We start from the raw sequence: 17868 nt of genomic DNA, 5'->3' as shown, positions 1-17868 counted from the left end.
ACCCTATCGAAAGATCACCGAACCGAGCGCAGCGAGGCAAGGCCGACCGGCCGCCGCGCCTTATGGCGCGTAGCCAAGGCGACGGATGTCGCCGCCCGGCGTTTGAGGTTAAAAAAAATTCAATCCCCCGAAATTGCATCAATCTCGGCATTGGCCCGCGCGCGGAACTGGCGCTTGCAGGCCTTGAAGCCAGGCTGAGCACTCATTTCCTGGGCCTTGGTCACCGACATATCGATCAGGTCATCTGCCATGACCGTGGCTTCAACCATGCCGGCGCCGATCGCCTCGTTCGGAGCCAGCAACATGCTCGACAGAGCGAGGCGCCGCCGCCACGAGGGCTCGAGCCCATAGTCCAGCACCACTTGCGGCACCGGCGGAAACGGCAGGCCAGCTTTGGCCTCGGGCAGGCCGATCTTGTAATTGCCGGTGGCAGCATAGACCCAGTCGGCACAGAGCATCATGATGCCGCCCGCGCCGATCGAATTGCCGTTGACCGCCGCCACGAGGACACAGGGCAGCCGGTGGAGACCGGCGCAAAAGGCGTTGATTCCGGCGACGGCGCGTTTCTGCCCAGCCTCATCCAGAGCAGCGGCGACCTTGGTGTCCATCCCGCAAGTGAAATGTTCGCCGGCGCCGGTCAGCACCACGCCTTGCTTCGGCGGGTTTTGCGCCAGACCTTCCAGCAGGGCTGCACCTTCTTCCAGCAGCTCCGGATTCAGCGTGTTGCGTTCGCCATTGGTCAGCGTGATGATGATCGTGCCGTCACGATCTTCGGTTGTGAAATAAGTCATGTTCGTTCCTTTTCGTCACCCCAGCGAACGCTGGGGTCCAGAGCGTTTATGCACTGGCTATGAGTCTGTTCGCCAGAGATGCCAGCCTGCGCTGGCATGACGGCCCTATTCCTCGCTTTTTGTCCATTTGGCCATCCAGTCGAACACATTGCGATGCCATTGCACACTGTTCTTGCCTTTCAGTACCCAGTGATTTTCGTCCGGAAAGATCAGCAGCCGCGAGGGAATGTTCCGTTCCTGCGCATAGGTGAAGGGCATCAGCGACTGGGTATAGGGAATGCGGAAATCCTTTTCGCCATGGATGAACAGGGTCGGCGTTTTCCACTTTTCGATATGGTTGACAGGATTCCACTTTTCCGCATCGGGCCGGCTCCACCACGGACCGCCATGATCCCACTGGTCAAACCATAATTCCTCGGTGCTGAAGGCGAAGCTGCGCAGATCGAAAATGCCGGCATGATTGATGATACAGTCAAACTGGTCGGGCCAGTTGCCGGAGATCCAGTTCATCATGTAGCCGCCATAGCTCGCGCCCAGCGCGCAGGACCGGGTGCCGTCAATCTGCCGGTCAAGCTTGAGCGCCGCGGCATGTCCCAGTTTCAGGTCGGTCAGCGGTTTGCCGCCCCAGTCCTGATTGATCGAGTCCATGAATTCCTGCCCATATCCGGCACTGCCGTGGAAATCGATGGTGACAACCGCATAGCCCTGCGACGCCATCACCTTGGGATTCCAGCGCGACGACCAGCTATTGCCGAAGCTGCCCTGCGGTCCGCCATGGACCAGAAAGGCCATGGGCAGTTTTTTCTTGCCGGTTTTGGGCTTGATTATCTGGCCCCAGACCTGGGCGCCATTGGCGCCCTTGAAATCAAACCGGCGGATATCGACTTCGTCAATCGCGGCCAGTTCGGATCCGTTGACATTGGTGAGCTGACGCACTGTTCCGTCTGGCGTACGCCGATAGAGATCGGACGGCGCCTGCAGGCTGTTGAGCGTGTAGATGATTGACCCGTCTGCCAGCGGAATGACATTATTGGCATTGCCGCCACCGGTCAGCCGCGTGACCGCACCGCTTTCGAAATCGACCTGGAAGACCGGATGATCGAGCACGTCCTGCGCCGTGACATAGAGGCTCTTGCCATCGGCGGCCCAGGCAATGGAGCCGACCGAACGATCCCAGTCGGCGGTCAGCAGGCGGTCTTCCGAGCCATCGGATTTGTCGCTCTTGCCGCGGACCTTGAGCACCAGCCGGTCGGATTCATAACCGGGACGCTCCATCGCGGCCCAGGCGAGCCACAGTCCGTCGGGAGAGAAAACCGGCATCGTGTCTGTTGCCCGGTTGGCCTCGGTGAAATTTTTGGTCCGGCTGCCATCGGCCATGGTGCCGTAGATGTCCAGATTGGTCGATTTCGGCTCGTTGCGATCCGCGATCCGCATGGCGAAGAACACGCCTTCATCTTCCGGTGTCCAGGCGATCTCCTCACCCCCGCCAAAGGGTTTGGACGGGCTGTCGCCGACCAGATCCCCGTCGAGCGCGGCGCCATTGCCGGCAATTTTTCCGTTCATCAGGTCAAAAGCAAAAATCCGGCTGTAATTTCCTGGTGTTTCCCAGCTCGACCAGTGACGAACGAACAGCTCGTCATATTCCCGGCCGGTCCCCGGTCCCGGTTCGGCGCGATTGCCGTCATCTGCGCAGCCGAATGTCTCGCAATCTCGTGCAATATCGCCCCAAAGAGCGATTTTCTTGCCGGATCGAGAAATGTGGAAACCGGCAATGTCGGCGGTCAGGTCGCTGGCCTGAACCGGTTCGCCAGTCTGTCCGTCGGGGGATATATCTACCCGCCAGAGTTGTTCCTTGCCGCTGGCGTCGCTGAGAAAATAGAGAGACTTTCCATCCGGCGAAAATGACGGACTATGTTCGCTGGCATCGGCACGGTCGGCCAGTCGCCGGGGCAAAGCATTGCTCGAATTGAGATCCAGCAGATACAGCCCGGTGTTGCGCTGATAGCTTTCCGGATCGGTTTCGGTCACCTGATAAGCCGCCCAGTTTCCGTCAGGAGAAACTGCGGGAGAACCCAGCCGATTCAAAGTGGCCAGATCTTCTGCGGTCATCGGCCGTGCGGAAACAATGGAGGCGGAAAGAAGCGTCCCGGTCAGAAACAGGGCCGCCAGCGATGCGGGGATTTTTCTCTTCATCGGGCGGGTTTAGCATGGCTGCCCCCAAGATCAATTGGCCTGATCAGCCAGATCGGAAAACCGGAAGGGCGGGATCTATTTCTGGCTGATCCGGCGGATCTCTTCGGCGACCATTTCTTCCACCAGCTGCGGGAGATTGTCGTTGAGCCACTGCTCCAGCATCGGCCGCATCATTTCCCGCGTCAGGTCTTCCAGCGAAGTGCCGTTGACCGGCTTGACCGGTGCGGGGCTGCTGGCATTGTCCATCGCCACCAGAGCCGACAGGGACTGACGCATGGAATCGAGCTTTTGGTCATCGATCAGCCGTGCCTTTTTCCGGCGGTCACCAAAAACACCCCGAGCGGATGATGGGGTGGAGGCCTGAGGCGCGTCGGTCACTTCGTTGGTGAGCTCGAGAATCTCTTCCTCTTCCTCCAAATCGGCAGCGTCGTCCAAGGCAGATTCAGATTCTGTTGCCGATTGTTCGGGCTCGCGCTGGCGAACCGGAGTCTGACTCTCCTCTGCCGGGGCACGATCCATTTCGATCGCCTTGTCTTCTGCGATGATGCGTTTGATTGAGGAGAGAATCTCCTCCATCGACGATTCCTTGTTTTGATCTGTCATCTCGCAGAAACTCCCCGATACTCCGTCCGACACCCCTGTGCAGCGGCGATCTTTAGACCATTAACCATGTTTTGGGCAACCGGGACAATAGTGATTTATACCCTATTCGGGTTCGACCGGTCCTGGCAGGGGCGGGATATCTGCCGTTTGCGCCGGTGTATCGACAGTCCGGGTCGCCTTGGGCTCCGGATTCGGGTCGCTGTGAAAGTCATAGAAAATGTTCTTCACGCGCTTGTAATTGACTTCCGGATCATAAAGTGGCCCGCCTTCCAGGCCCAGATCCCGGGCTTCGGCCCGACCCATTGCTGCCAGCAAGGCAAAACCTGCGACATAACTGTTGCGCCGTGCCGTCACCAGATTAACCTGGGCATTGAGCAGTTCCTGTTCGGCATTCAGTATATCCAGGATGGTCCGGTTTCCGACACTGTTTTCTGCCCTGACTCCTTCCAGCGAAAGCGCACTCGCGGCGACGGCGCGTTCCGACGACTGGATGACACGCTCGGATGCGCGCCAGCTGGAATAGGCCGCTCGTGTCTGGGCGATAATATTGCGTTCGACCGCAATCTCCTGCTCGTAGCTTTGACCCGACCGGGCCTGTGCCTGACGGATCTGCGCCGCTGGGCGGCCGCCCTGGTAGATGGGCACCGTTGCCCGCACCCCGACTTCGGCCGAAGACTGCTCCTGGACAAAACTCGCACCCGGGACATTTCCGCCGAGCGTGTCGAAGAAATTCACATAATTGCCCTGGGCAAACGCCGTGATTCGCGGCTTGGTTGCGGCTCTGGCGGCCTTGATGTCAAATTCCGCCGCATCGCTCCGTTCCTTTGCCGCGAGCAGGTCCGGGTTGTATTGCAGGGCGAATTCGACCGCCTTGTCCGGGCTGTCCGGAAGATTGGGCAGGGGAGGCGGTGGTTCCAGTTCGCCCGGTGCCTTGCCGACCAGAGCGATATAGTTTTCCTTGCTCGTGATCAGATTGGCACGGGCGGTTTCCAGCTGGCCCTTTGCGACTTCCAGCCGGGATTCAGACTGGGCCACATCGGTCCGGGTCAGATCGCCGATCTCGAAGCGATCGCTGGTCGCCTCGAGATTGACCGACAAGACGCCGACATTGGCGCGATTGAGCCGGACAATGGCTTCGTCACGGATGACATCCATATAGACGGCGACGACATTGCTGAACAGGCTGGCTTCGGTACCGCGCAGGTCATACTGACCGGCTGAAACCCGCACCTTGGCAGCCCGAACGGCATTTTTGACCGCCCCGCCCGAATAGATCGGAACGTTGATATCACCTGCGGCAACACCTTGCCGCAGAGGGGCGGTGAAACTGTTGGAATTTCGGAGAAAATTCTCCTGATAAGTGAATTGTGACCCCGCATTGGGCAAGCCATCGGCCTTGGCGATCGGAACGGTTTCATCGAGCGCCCGCTGCCCTGCCTGTGCACCGGACAATGTCGGATTGGTCTGATAGGCGGCAACAAATGCCTCCCGCAACGTATCGGCGGAAGCCGGCACGGACAGGGTCGCCAGGATGGCGCCGCCAGCAAGCAGCAACGATCTGTTCAAGGGGAGCCTTTCCTTCCTGCGCTGTGTTGTCATGGCCTAAAATTCAAAACCTTGTGCCGTTTCAAATCCCGGCAGGACGATTCCTCCGCAGTCCGCGAAATACTGGTATCCCACGATATTGCCGGCCTTGCGTCCAAGTGCCAGTCGGGCGACACCGCGGTCGGCAATCGCCGCCACAAGACGGCCTTCCGGTTCAAGCTGCGCGACTAGTGCATCCGGCACCTGTTCAATGACGCCATCAACGACAATGACCGAATAGGGTGCACTGTCGGCACAGCCTGCATCCAGTTCACCCTTGTGCACGGTCACATTGGCAAGTCCCTCGAGATTTTCCTCGGCCTTCGTGACCAACCGCGCCGACTGCTCAACGGCGGTCACCTGTCCAACGATTCTGGACAAAACCGCAGCTGTGTAGCCTGTTGCAGCTCCGATCAGGAGCACCCGGTCGTCCGGACGCAATTCCGCGGCGGTCAGCAACCGGCCTGTCGAAAGTGGCGCGTTCAGAGATCGATTGTTCCCGACGCTGACCCCGCGATCCGAATAGGCCACGTTGCGAGATGCCGCCGGAACAAAGTCTTCGCGGGGCACTTCGCTCATCGCGGCGATGACTAGCGGGTCGCTGACATCTGTCGTCCGCAGCTGACTGACCACCATTGCCTTGCGCATTTCCCGGAAATTTTCCTGACCCACCGTGAATCCCTTGTGATTGAACTTCTACCCTATGCCACCTCTGTATTATTTAGGCAATACACTATGGCGGCTTATCGGGTGCTTCTAGCGCCAGTTCGCAGTATCGCCAAGACAGATTGCGGCGAAATCCGGCAGATAACTTCATTTCGGGCTGGTTGTGCCGGTGCCGAAACAGACAATAACCGGATCTGCGGCATGGATACGGGGTTGACATTGGCCCCAAAGAAAAGCAATTGCGCCCCCTCTCCGGCCCGATGGCGGAGTGGTGACGCAGCGGATTGCAAATCCGTGTACGCCGGTTCGATTCCGGCTCGGGCCTCCAGGAGACTTTCTTTTTCCGCCATAACACCAGCTGGACGCCCAGGCGTCTTGCCGCGCTTCTATATGAGGCCGATTTCCTTCGCCGCCTGAACAATTTTCCGGTTGTGCGATACCCCCAGCTTTCTTCGCATTTCGGCGATATGAAAGGAAACCGTCGGCATCGCAATTCCGAGTTTCGCGCCGATTTCCTTGTTGGTTTCTCCGTTCGCCATATAGTGCAATATGGCGGCCTGACGGGGTGACAGCTGTACCGGCGGTGCGCCGAGTCGTTGCAGCTGGCTGGCGATGGAGGGAGAGAGATAGGGGGTTTCGCCGTCAATCGCATTCAGCGCGGCGAGGATTTCGTCTCCTGGATCGGATTTCTGGACAATCCCGCTCGCGCCCATGTCCAGGGCAAACCGGAACTGTCTGGCGTCATTTTGCCCGGTCAGGATGATGACGCGCGTGTCCGGAATGGCGGCCAATTCTGCCAGCAAACTCAGACCGCTCATGTCTTCCAATATGATGTCCAGAAGGATGACATCCACGTCATGGTCTTTGAGCCAGGGCAGAACATCCCTGCCCTTGCCCAATGCGTGGACCAGTTCATACCGGTCTTGACTGGCGAGAACGAGCGCACAGCCAGCGCGCGTCAGTTCGTGATCGTCAACATGCAGAACCTTCTTCGTCATTTGCCGTACGCCCGGTTTTGCACATTCTGGACGGCGGGATGATCCAGCATGTCGGACCAGACCGGCTTGACCAGGCCAAGATCCGAGAAAGACCCGATCCAGCTGCGCATACTTGCCGAATTGTCGTGGGTTACAGGGATAATCTGTGTGTTGTCCTGCTTGCGGTCGCCACAAGACATGCACAAATGCTGATCCTCGAATTCCCGGCGACTGATTTCGTCAACATCCACCAATGCGATCTGCGAAACGATATTCTTCATGCCGTTCGCGGGGACAGGTTCCGCCCGTTTTGCATCGGACAGCGGCAAGCTGACCGTGATCGTGGTTCCTGATCCCTTGCGACTGTCTATTTCCAGTGTGCCGAAGAGCCTGGAGATGATCGTCCGGGAAGACAGGAGGCCAAAGCCGGACCCTTCTCCGTCCCGGATCTTCACCCGTCCTTCCTGTGGACCTCCCAGTCTGCTCAACAAGTCCGGGTCCATGCCGATGCCTGTGTCCCGGACCTCAAGAACTGCCTTGCGATGCTCGGTCCATGCCGTCAGCGTCACCTCACCCCGTTGCGTGAATTTGAGGCTGTTGCTCAGCAGGTTGGACAAGACCCGTGCGAGCAAGGCGCGATCGCTCACGATCCAGTGATCCGACCGGATATCGACTTTGAGCTCTATCTGCTTTTTGATGAATAACGGCCGATAAATCATCTCGATGGGCTGGATCAGTTCGGCGAACCGGAAACGGGTCAATGCGATGAAACTGGAGTTTTCGAACCCCGATATGGCACCGGATGTTGTCGTGGAAACAATATCCTGAAGGTAGGAGGCGGAAGATTTGAGCAGGTCTCCAAGATTGCTTGGCAAAGCGTCCGACGGCATTTTTTCCGTGACATTGGCGATGCTGTTCAGCGCCATCAGCACTTGCTGGCTGTCATGCCCGGAGGCATGAATAAGGTTGTCCTGGTCGTTGATCGTTGCAATGGCCGATGCCTTTTCCCGTTCGAGACGTATGGCATCTTCCTGGATTTCGATCTGTTTCTGCAGGCTCTTGTTGAGGCCCCGTTCGTAAACCAGCTTGTCAATATGCACGCGGCGGATGTGCAGCGCCAGAGCCAGGGTCGCGAACAGCGCTGAAAGCAGGGCGGCAATTCCGACATAGTGCCAGTTGAAAGGCAGTCCGGGGACAAGGGCAATTGTGGAAGACAGTGCATAGATGTTGAACAGCGCCCACCCGCCCCATGCGACGATCAGCGGCCAATATTGGCTGCCCATCCTGATGACGGCCAGAATCGCTATGCTGGGGAGCATGATTTGCGACATGGCAATCGACAAAACGGTGACCGTGTCCAGCCAGGCTGTATCGGTGGCCAGGTCATTCAGGGCCAGATATGTGCGCCGCAAGGATACAAATGCCCATAACAGCATCAGACCGATCAGCACCTTGTTGACGACGGGAAAATTGACAGAGGTTTTCAGGAAAACCCGTGCGAACTGGGCGCAGAAAAAAGCGTGAGCGCTTGGCAGAATAAGGCCGATGGCAAAAATCCAGATGCTTTTGTCATAGAGAAAGTAGAATGTTGTGTAGCCGGGAATATGCAGAATATAGGCGGTGAGCATCAGATCGGCGAGGCCCAGCCAGAGAAATTCTGGCCGACCCGTGGTGGAGTAGAAAATGACCATGATGATCGCCAGCGACAACAGGCCCAAAACACCGCCTGCGATCAGGGCAATGTTCCAGTATCGCTGTTCAATAAACGTCTCGTTTGTCTGGATCGCGAGCGGCAGCAAGGTCGAGTGCACACCCTGAAAACTCAGCGCAAACTCGCGTTCTTCTCCGGGCGCCAGTTCCAGGACATGCGTGAAAGAATGATAGAGGTGCAACAGCTCCCGGACCTGCTCCAGATTGGTGCCATCAATGAGCAGCCGTGTCTGGCCATTGACCCGCTCGGCAAGCTTGAAATCCTTCATCGCACCCCGACCGGTTGTCAGCAGCCAGGTGCCTTGCTTTGCGCTTGCATTCTGCACCCGAAAACGCACCAGGATGGTATTGGGTCCGCCAGGCCCGAACTGGATCTTTGACACGTTGAGTTCCAGCAGGTCGGGCGCCAGATTATCCCAGTTTTCGGAAGCGGCGTCCCCCGCAACATGTCGGGCATATCTGATATAAGGCGCGAGCGGAGGACCATCCGATCCTGCGTATAGCGGGATAACGGGAATCGCGATGGTGGATGTCGAGCGCAGTGTTGGGCTTGACTGAATCCCATTACGGTCAGGTGACGAGATTTGGGCAATCGCCTGACCGGGGCAGAGCAGCGCGGCAAGCATGAGTAAACCCAGGCAAAAATCCCACATTGCTTTCATAAATGACCCTCAGACATGACCCAATGCCTGCCTCTACCTCGATCCGACCCTAAACTAATTTGGGCTTCCCCGAAATCCCAATGTCCGTCAATTAGCCGGGGTGGAGGGGAGGATTTCCTCCCTGGAGGGTACAAATGGCAGTCTGTTTTTTCGAAATCAAAAACCCTGGCAGCGCTGCTGACCGGAGGAATCCGGCGGCGGATAAATATTCTTCAAAGGACATTTGCCAGCGTCCGTCAAAGGATCGGCACCACCCGTCGCGACCGATTTTATCAATCATTGCTTGTGCACTTCCGCTGACGACTTGTGATAACATCGTCCAGGGAACAGCAGGGGGCTTACGATGCTGATCCAGGCAAATCATCACTTTCATCCGGTTTACCGGTTCGAAGGGTTTGAACTTGATCTGCGACTTCAGGAATTGCGCCGGAATGGCGCTCCCGTGCATGTGGAACCGCAAGTCTTCGCATTGCTGGCGCTTTTGATTGCCAATGGCGATCGGATGATTTCCAAACAGGAATTGCTGGATCATGTCTGGGATGGCCGCACCGTGTCGGATTCCGCCGTGAACAGCCGGATCCGGTCGGCGCGAACAATTTTGGGTGATGACGGGAAAGCGCAGCGCCTGATCCGGACGGTGCACAATCGCGGATTTCGATTTGCCGGAAAACTGAGTGAGGATGTGCCATTGACGGACAGGCCATCAACCCGGCTACCGGAGCATATTGGCGGGCGGCGTCAGGTCTCTTCTTTGCGACCGGCAGTACCAGCAGCAGCGCGAGAAACCGCGCTGACGATCGCGGTCAAGCCCTTCCAGTCCTGTGCCGACAATGCCGATCAGAACAAATTTGCGGACGGGATAGAGGAAAGCATCATTGTTGCGCTGGCCAAGCTTCGGCGGTTACGCACAATTGTCTGGAATGCCGAACCCGCTGCAGAAAAATGCCAGGGCTTGTCGGTTGCCAATGATACCATCCCCTGTTTTCACTATTTGCTGGAAGGCACAATTCAGTATTCCGGTAATCGCATGCGACTGACCGCGAGGCTGATCGATGGAGCAACCGGACAACATGTCTGGGCAGATCGCTATAGTCGGCAAAAAAGCGATATCTTCGCTCTGCAGGATGAGCTGACGCGTCAAATAGTATCGGCCTTGCAATATCATGTGGCCTTCGGTGAACAATCGAAAATGTGGGCAACTGGCACCGAAAATTTCACGGCATGGGAAGCATTGATACGCGCAAGAGAATTGTGTCTGACACACCGCAGAAAGCTGGTGCTGGAGGGAAGAGAACTGGCGCAAAGGGCTCTCTCGATCGATCCCGGCTATACTGCGGCGAGTCACTGGTTAGCCTATTCCTTCTGGGCCGAAGCACAATATGGCGGCGGGTCTCGCCGGGAAATATTGCTGCAGGAAGCCAGGGTTGCAATCCATACCGGATTGGAGACAGAACCGAGTGACGCCAACCTGTTGTCGCTGTTAGCTCTGGTTCACACGAGCGCAGGTGATTATGACAGGGCGCTGTCGCTGGCGTGTCGTGCAATGGCTCTTGGACCCGGCAATGCGCATGTATTTTCCAATGCAGGGCTCGTTTTTCTTTATTGTGATCGTCCGGAAGATTCGGTGATGGCGCTGCGGAAATCGATGGAATTTGCCCCTCTGCATTGTGCCGGGACATCGGCCATTCTGGTGATGGCGCTCTGGTTATGCGACGAAACGGATGCGGCTCTTGCGGAGGCAAATTATGGGCTGCAAATCGCTCCGGACTATTTTGCCATACATTCAACCATGGCGGCGATATTGGCAGATCGCGGACAGATCGCCGAAGCCGGTGCGGTGGCGGATGAACTTTTGGGGATCAATCCGCATTTCACAATCTCCGGCTATGCGGCCAGCCAGTCCTACAAAAATCCTGAGACGCTTGAACATATTGTGGCCGCAATGGAAAAATCCGGACTCCCGTTGCGCCCCGGAACGAGGGGTCGGTGGACCATTTAGCGTATTTCTCGACCTCTTGTGCAGCTCTTCTGCAAGCATGGGACGTGGATATGTGCACAACTGACCACCAGGTTTGAAACTTGCAGGGTATTTGCATTGCCGGGGAGCCAGTCATGTTGTGAGGGGTTAGTTGGCACAACGCGAAAGTCTGGGATCAGCAACTGGAAAATGTGATATGACATTCAAACTTTTGGCATTCTTGCTTCTGTACCTCGCGCTGAATTTCGTGCTCGCTGCTCTGTATGTGCGGTTTTGGAGCGACGACCAGCTCTCCCATTTCTATCGAAAGCGGTTTGGTTTTTTTCCCTTCTTTCCGGTACTTCTATTGATGCGGGTGTGTCAGATCACCTTCCATTTGCTGGCCCGGACTATCCGGTTTTTTTTTGAACTTTTGTCCGGAAAACCAACATATCATCGCAGAAAATTTGGCTATTATGGCCCGGTGCGAAGCCCGTCACGTCCGCGTGTTGCAACAAAAAAAGTGATCAACCTGAAAACTGTCTTTCGCGCGAAACCTGCTGAAAAGCCGAGGCGCGTCAACGACAATGAAACCATCCGCCCCGTTATCCCGGCAAAGATGTCGAAATACTGATCCGGTATCTCCCCATGTGTTTCGGCCGAAGGGAACCGGCATGGCACGGACTCCTCCAATCTGATGCAATTTGCTATTCTGACAAGTGCCGTTCCGAGCGTGCGCCAGAATCTTTCGACGCCGATTTGGCAAGAGGCATAGAGGCGCACTGAAGATGATTTATCGATTTGAAGATTTTGAACTGAATACAAAGTTGCAGGAGCTTTTTCGGAACGGTGTTCCGGTGCAAATGCAGCCACAGGTTTATGCACTTCTTGAATTGCTGTTGTCTCACCATGACCGTGTTGTTTCAAAAGATGAAATCAATGCGGGGGTCTGGAACGGACGGATTGTATCGGAAGCCGTCGTAAACAGCCGGATTCGATCAGTCCGCCTGGCCGTGTCGGACAATGGCAAGGAGCAGCGGCTGATAAAGACCATGCATAATCGGGGGTTCCGATTTGTCGGGAATCCCGTCGTCATCAACCCCGATTCTGCTGATGCTCGTGATGGATTACAGACTATCGGCAAAACCGGCCCCTCCGCTTCGCTTGCTGTTTCGGCGCCCGACCACAGACTGGACGCTGAACCTTTGAAAACGGGTGGTGGCGGTCATGCTGCGATCGCGATCCTGCCATTCAAAAATATGTCCGATGACCCGGAACACAGCTTTTTTGCCGATGGGATATGCGAAGATATTATTACGGCGCTGACCAAAGTTCCAAGGCTGTTTGTTATTGGACGGCTGGCGCGTGCGGATGACCCGGAAGGGCAGGCGGCCACAGACTCTAACGGGCCGGACCTGTCCGACATTCAGGCGCTCGGCAGAGAGCTGGATGTCCAGCATGTCCTGGATGGCAGCGTGCGTCGATTTAATGATCGCTTCCGGATTTCGGTGCAACTGATTGATGCCATCACCGGCGATCATGTCTGGGCGGAGAAATATGATCGCGAGATGCGTGATATATTCGAACTGCAGGACGAAATGACTCGCGAGATCATCACGGCATTGCAGGTGCAATTGACCGACGGAGATGATGCGAGACTCTGGTCCGAGGGGACAAATAGCTACGAGGCCTGGGAAGCGGTTTTGAAAGCGCGCGAACTTTGCCTGACCCATCGTCAGGCAAATGTCCTGGAGGGACGGCAGCATGCGCAGCGCGCGGTGGAACTGGATAGCCGATATGCCGGTGCATGGAGCTGGATCGGATATTCATGGTGGTCCGAGGCTTTGGGAGGCTGGTCCGGGAACCAGACCTTTGCTCTGAATGCGGCGCGTGAGGCGGCTCAGCAGGGATTGGAGATTGATCCTGAAAATGCGGGCATTGTTGGTCTGTTGTCTCTGATCCTGGTCTCGCTTCGTCAGTTTGAGGAGGCCGACAGAATGGCAAATCAGGCGATCGAGAAAGGCCCAAATAACAATTATGCGCTGGGATGTGCAGGCGCCGTCAAAATGTACCGCAATGATCTGGATACCGCCGAAATTCTGCTTCGAAAAGCGATGCGCATGGCGCCCTTGTACAAGGCCGGTAATCCGGAAGTTTTGGGAGCCATTCTGCTGTTCCAAAGGCGCTATGAAGAAGCCATTGCAGCGGCCCACGAATGTCTGGGCCTCGATCCGGAATATTTCTTTGCGCACTGCACGCTGGCGGTCATTCATGCGGAACTGGGCCAGCCGGACAAGTCGCGGGAAGCGGGGCGGAATATTCTGCGGATCAATCCGGACTTCGCCGTCCAAACCTTTGCCATGCGTCAGCCGTTCGAACATCCGGAGATGCTGAACAGGTGTCTGTCAGGACTGCGGGTTGCCGGAATTCCCGAAAACGCCCCGATATCGGGATGACACGGTAATCCGACCGAACTTTTGGCCGGGGCAGATCTGTCATCGCGGGCAAATAAGGGAGAGAGCGAACCACATGCTGGTGGCCGCTCTCTCCAAAATCAGCGATCGCCGGACCAGTGACGTCGATCTGATTTGATGCGCCAGGTGTTGGCCGACAATGTGGGTTATCGATTTGCGACCACAAACTGACTCTGTTCCCATCGGATGATGTTGCAATCGCTTGGCACAATTGCGGAACAGGACATCACTATAATCCGTAGCAGCAATCGATGCTTGCAGATTTCCTGCATTTTCGCGAATTTTTTGATGGATATTGTCGAGTATGGAATGTTCCAGTTTCGATAAAAAATACAGCTGATCTGCAAGATTCCAGTCCATATTGCGCTCAAACGGGTGAAGGTCATGGGCGGATTAGGGGCGGTCGCAGCGATGGCGAGACAATTTCCAGATTTTTCATATTCGACCTTTCCGGGGCCGGCGGCAGACCGGGAATTCCCGGCATGACCGAACACCGGGTTCCTGCTGATTCTCGGACAGAGGGAAGTCAGGATAGCAAGACCGCCGTTTCACGGCTGGCACACGGGCCAGTCGGTGCTGCTTCTTCCCGCTCGGACTCAACGCAAAAATGTTTTTCCTATTTGCCGTCAGTCCTGGACTCCCGGAATAGTAATACGGTCTTTTACTGGATCGATGTCCTTCTGCAAAAAGTGCGGGATCATCAGGTTCCTTTCCCCCGGTCAAGCTATTGTCTGGCAATGCCAATGGTGGCCGGCTACCTGGCGGCGCGAGCCGTCACACCGCGCGGACATGAGCGCTCGCGAAACCAGCCCGGACCCGGCCTTGAAGATTTCGCTTCGGGCTTTGGGGCAGATCTTGCGGCAGCACTCGCGCAGGCTCCGGCTGGTGCAGACCCGCAAGCAGCTTATGGCAAGGCCTTTGCGACGGTGACGGAATATCTGCTGGATTGTTCCTGTGCGGTTGCATTTGACCGGTTCATTGGAAATCTGCCGGACCGGTCCGGTGTCACGGAAGCTATCGTCTGGGGTGAAATTGCCGGGCAGGCTGTGATGCGCTCCCGATCCGGTGACGATAGCGAACCGGGTCTGTCCGGATATAATCTTGGACGGTACCCGCGACCGCACCATCCATTGAAATGGCAAGCTGCCTGGCGCGAAGAATCCCGGGTACCGGAACTGGCATCACGGACCAATGTGGGTGGCATATTTCCCGGATTTGGCAAAATTGCGCTCTGGACATCCTGTCGCCAAACGCCATTGCGGGCCGATTTTTTTCATAACCCGGCCGGCCCGGATTTTGCCGAAGACTTTGACTTGCTCCGCAGCGTGGGCGGGGCACAAAGCATGGTGAGGACGCCTGACCAGACGCAATCGGCCCTGTTCTGGTCCGGAATTCCCGGTGGCGTGACCATTGCGGGTCATTTTCTGTTGATCGCAATCCTGGCCTTGCGCGATCGCGGTCTGGACTTTCTCGGCCTCGCCCGCGTGTTTGCACTCATCGGGATGGTGCAGTCCGATGTTACGGTTCAGGCCTGGGATAGCAAATATCACTTTGACATCATGCGACCCGAGACGGCCATCCGTTGCAGGGGAGGGGCTCTGGGCAATTCCGATCCTCGGGTGACGCTCGACAAGGACTGGTGCAGTGCCATCCCCACTCCTGAATACCCCGCCTACACGTCCAGCCATTCTGCCATCGCTGCCGCAGGAACAGAAATCTTGCGCCATTTGCTTCAATCCGACCGGATTCAAATTGCGCAGACTGCCCCGGATGCCGAGCTTTGGCTGGATGGTGCTGCGCCACAACGGCAATGGGCGAGCCTGAGCGAGATACTGGAAGATTGCGGCATGAGCCGGATATTTGGAGGAGTAAACTGGTTGCTGGATCATGAGAAAGCCGTCGAGTTTGCCTGCATCACCGCCCGAAATGCTTTGAGCAGATTTCTGCCTGACGAATTATAAACCTTTGAAAAAGCACATAATATAACGAAAATATAGAGATAAAATGCAAGCTTTTATCGCGATTCCCGGGCAACAGTCTTTTCGTGGTCAGGGGGCGTTGCTCTCGCGATCATGCGAATGGGGCTGATGCCGCCGTACGGGAGTTTCCCGAACGTGGCGTTTCGTCAAGGGGTATGCGCGCGTCACCCCATTTGCAGGTCGGAGCATTGTGCTCATCGGGTGTCAACAATTGCAAGGGTGAAAAAAGTCCAGCTTCTGTCGGTCAATGTTCATTTCTTGCAGGTGGAGGGGACTCCTTTCGGTGTTCCCCATGACGGCCGCCCTGCGGTGAAGAATTTGCGCGGCATGCGCATCAGAAAATGGGAGCACAGGGTCGCTATCATGGTTGCCTCCATGTGCCGAATCGCTCCCATAGACAGAGAGTCCAGGTACCCTCAACACACCTGGACTCTCTGTCGATTTGGTTCAGCTTTTACCCAATGGGTTTGCACCCGATCCATATTCAGATCCCTATACACAAGGCGGGCATCCGCCTGGCTGCGAAGCTTGCGAGCAGCATCGGCGCCTGCACAATCCTCGCCGATGGGTCACCTGCGATCGATGGCGGAAGGATGCGGCGATGGCCCGCCGTCCGGCCACGGTTTTCGCAGGTCTGTTTCAGGGCCGGGCGATTTTGCCAATGACAATTCGCTGCGGACGGTTCGGCCTGACGCCGTAAAGCGGGGAGTGAAAAGCCGTTTTCCCACGGCGAGCGATCGGCGTTCATTTCAACGAGACTTTGGTAGACTTTCAAGAGGTCACCCGGCGATCGGCCTGTTGCGAGGATTTGCATGATTCCTTCGCACTTGTCGGGCCTGCCCGAAACATCAGCTCACAAAAACTTGGTTCGCCCAAAGTTTTGCCTGTTTGCCAGTCCTTCCTTTTCTTTGTTAAGCGATCCTTGCACGCAGTTGGCTCGCCCGGAGCCGCTCAAAGAAAAGAGGACGTCCCACATGAATTACCCCGCCGCTTACTCACCCCCGAAGGTCTGGAAATGGAACAAGGAAAACGGAGGGCGGTTTGCCAATATCAATCGTCCGATTGCGGGACCAACCAGGGAAGTCGAACTTCCTGTCGGCAAGCACCCGTTGCAGCTTTACTCCATGGCCACTCCCAATGGGGTCAAGGTTACGGTCATGCTGGAGGAATTGCTCGCGCTGGGGCATTCCGGCGCAGAATATGATGCCTGGCTGATCAATATCGGGGATGGCGACCAGTTCGGAAGCGGTTTTGTCGATATCAACCCCAATTCCAAAATCCCGGCGCTGATGGATCACAGCACCAATCCGCCGACGCGTCTGTTCGAGTCTGGTTCTATCCTCCTCTATCTTGCGGAGAAATTCGGTGCCCTGCTGCCGACAGATCATGCCAAACGCACGGAAGCTCTGAACTGGCTGTTCTGGCAAATGGGCAGTGCACCCTATCTGGGCGGCGGTTTTGGGCATTTCTATGCTTATGCACCGCTGAAAATCGAATATTGTATCGACCGGTTCGCGATGGAAGTGAAGCGCCAGCTGGACGTGCTAGACCGGCATCTGGCGGACAATGAATATATGGCCGGGGACGAATACTCGATCGCCGATATCGCGATCTGGCCCTGGTATGGCGCGCTGGTATCGAACATTGTCTATGAAGCCGCCGAATTTCTGGACACCGCATCCTACAAGAATGTGAACCGCTGGACCGAACTGATCGGTCAGCGAGAAGCCGTGCAGCGGGGCAAGATGGTCAATCGCGCCTGGGGCGATCCCGAAGGGCAGTTGCACGAACGCCATGATGCGAGCGATTTTGAACTCCGGACACAGGACAAAATAGGAGAAGCAGCAGAGTGAATGGAATAGACCCCGCGACTTTGAGTGAAGCGATTGCGCTTCAGCCCACCTGGCTGAAAATCTGGATGTACAGCATGGGGGCGGTCAATATGGCCGCGATCCTGTTCCTGTTCAGACGCCGGGAAAAGTCGTGGGGTGTTCGTCTGGAAGCCTGGGCCATTCTCGCCGCCTTTTTTGCCGCCGCGGCGATGATGAACTTGCTCTATGCCGAATATGGCTATGTCCGGCTCCTCGGTCTGGCGCATCTGGTATTCTGGACACCGGCCTGGCTCTGGATATGGAGCCGGCGCGTGGAGCATGCGCCAGCAGAAACGCTGTTCGGCAAATATATCCTGCTCTATCTGACGATAAACGGCATCTCGCTGGTTATCGATGCGGTGGATGTTGTCCGCTATTTTACCGGTACGGCCTGACGACAA

The 17868-nt window shown here is 56.5% G+C and carries 14 protein-coding genes and 1 tRNA gene; 7 read left to right on the top strand and 8 right to left on the bottom strand.

Features of this window, described 5'->3' with window-relative positions; genetic code table 11:
• Positions 1-119: 119 nt before the first annotated feature.
• The 5 genes from BUQ90_RS17355 to BUQ90_RS17335 all read right to left on the bottom strand — a co-directional run bounded on the left by BUQ90_RS17355 (position 120) and on the right by BUQ90_RS17335 (position 5819).
• Positions 120-791 carry an enoyl-CoA hydratase/isomerase family protein gene (locus tag BUQ90_RS17355; RefSeq protein WP_074206324.1) on the bottom strand — a complete coding sequence of 224 codons (672 nt, stop codon included), beginning with the start codon at positions 789-791 and terminating at the stop codon, positions 120-122.
• Between the two features lie 105 nt (positions 792-896).
• A complete protein-coding gene (locus BUQ90_RS17350; protein WP_074206323.1) occupies positions 897-2984 on the bottom strand; it encodes a S9 family peptidase in 2088 nt (695 codons plus the stop codon).
• 75 nt (positions 2985-3059) lie between these two features.
• Positions 3060-3587, bottom strand: a complete 528-nt coding sequence (locus BUQ90_RS17345; RefSeq protein WP_074206322.1) for a DUF2497 domain-containing protein — start codon at positions 3585-3587, stop codon at positions 3060-3062.
• 102 nt (positions 3588-3689) lie between these two features.
• A complete protein-coding gene (locus BUQ90_RS17340) occupies positions 3690-5186 on the bottom strand; it encodes a TolC family outer membrane protein (protein WP_074206321.1) in 1497 nt (498 codons plus the stop codon).
• 3 nt (positions 5187-5189) lie between these two features.
• Entirely contained in the window at positions 5190-5819 is a 630-nt protein-coding gene (locus BUQ90_RS17335; RefSeq protein ID WP_074206320.1) for a protein-L-isoaspartate O-methyltransferase family protein, read from the bottom strand.
• Positions 5820-6091: 272 nt separating this feature from the next.
• Here BUQ90_RS17335 and BUQ90_RS17330 point away from each other — a divergent pair.
• Positions 6092-6165: transfer RNA gene (locus BUQ90_RS17330), tRNA-Cys, on the top strand.
• A 58-nt stretch (positions 6166-6223) separates the two neighbouring features.
• On the opposite strand, the gene BUQ90_RS17325 is transcribed toward BUQ90_RS17330, so the two are convergent.
• Positions 6224-6835: a response regulator gene (locus BUQ90_RS17325; protein WP_074206319.1), complete on the bottom strand. Its 612-nt coding sequence runs from the start codon at positions 6833-6835 to the stop codon at positions 6224-6226.
• Entirely contained in the window at positions 6832-9150 is a 2319-nt protein-coding gene (locus tag BUQ90_RS17320) for a sensor histidine kinase (protein WP_074206318.1), read from the bottom strand. Before BUQ90_RS17320 ends, BUQ90_RS17325 begins: the two co-directional genes overlap by 4 nt.
• Before the next feature lie 379 nt (positions 9151-9529).
• On the opposite strand from BUQ90_RS17320, the gene BUQ90_RS17315 reads away from it, so the two are divergent.
• The 3 genes from BUQ90_RS17315 (at position 9530) to BUQ90_RS17305 (ending at position 13599) form a co-directional block, all read left to right on the top strand.
• A complete protein-coding gene (locus tag BUQ90_RS17315; RefSeq protein WP_074206317.1) occupies positions 9530-11185 on the top strand; it encodes a winged helix-turn-helix domain-containing protein in 1656 nt (551 codons plus the stop codon).
• 175 nt (positions 11186-11360) lie between these two features.
• A complete protein-coding gene (locus BUQ90_RS17310) occupies positions 11361-11777 on the top strand; it encodes a hypothetical protein (RefSeq protein ID WP_074206316.1) in 417 nt (138 codons plus the stop codon).
• Positions 11778-11931: 154 nt separating this feature from the next.
• Positions 11932-13599 (top strand): winged helix-turn-helix domain-containing protein, encoded by a 1668-nt coding sequence (locus BUQ90_RS17305; protein ID WP_074206315.1) that lies wholly within the window; start codon positions 11932-11934, stop codon positions 13597-13599.
• A gap of 39 nt (positions 13600-13638) precedes the next feature.
• Here BUQ90_RS17305 and BUQ90_RS17640 read toward each other — a convergent pair whose 3' ends face one another.
• Entirely contained in the window at positions 13639-13977 is a 339-nt protein-coding gene (locus BUQ90_RS17640; RefSeq protein ID WP_143182913.1) for a hypothetical protein, read from the bottom strand.
• Positions 13978-14360: 383 nt separating this feature from the next.
• On the opposite strand from BUQ90_RS17640, the gene BUQ90_RS17295 reads away from it, so the two are divergent.
• The 3 genes from BUQ90_RS17295 to BUQ90_RS17285 all read left to right on the top strand — a co-directional run bounded on the left by BUQ90_RS17295 (position 14361) and on the right by BUQ90_RS17285 (position 17862).
• Positions 14361-15578, top strand: coding sequence for a vanadium-dependent haloperoxidase (locus BUQ90_RS17295; protein ID WP_074206313.1), 1218 nt, complete (start codon positions 14361-14363; stop codon positions 15576-15578).
• A 992-nt stretch (positions 15579-16570) separates the two neighbouring features.
• Positions 16571-17449: a glutathione-dependent disulfide-bond oxidoreductase gene (yghU, locus tag BUQ90_RS17290; protein ID WP_074206312.1), complete on the top strand. Its 879-nt coding sequence runs from the start codon at positions 16571-16573 to the stop codon at positions 17447-17449.
• Complete coding sequence (locus BUQ90_RS17285) at positions 17446-17862, top strand: hypothetical protein (RefSeq protein WP_143182912.1); 417 nt, start codon at positions 17446-17448, stop codon at positions 17860-17862. The genes yghU and BUQ90_RS17285 overlap by 4 nt, the downstream gene beginning before the upstream one ends.
• Positions 17863-17868 lie beyond the last annotated feature (6 nt).

The organism is Parasphingorhabdus marina DSM 22363, from assembly GCF_900128895.1.
GTDB classification, from domain to species: domain Bacteria; phylum Pseudomonadota; class Alphaproteobacteria; order Sphingomonadales; family Sphingomonadaceae; genus Parasphingorhabdus; species Parasphingorhabdus marina.
This window is presented reverse-complemented; position numbering and strand designations above follow the sequence as displayed.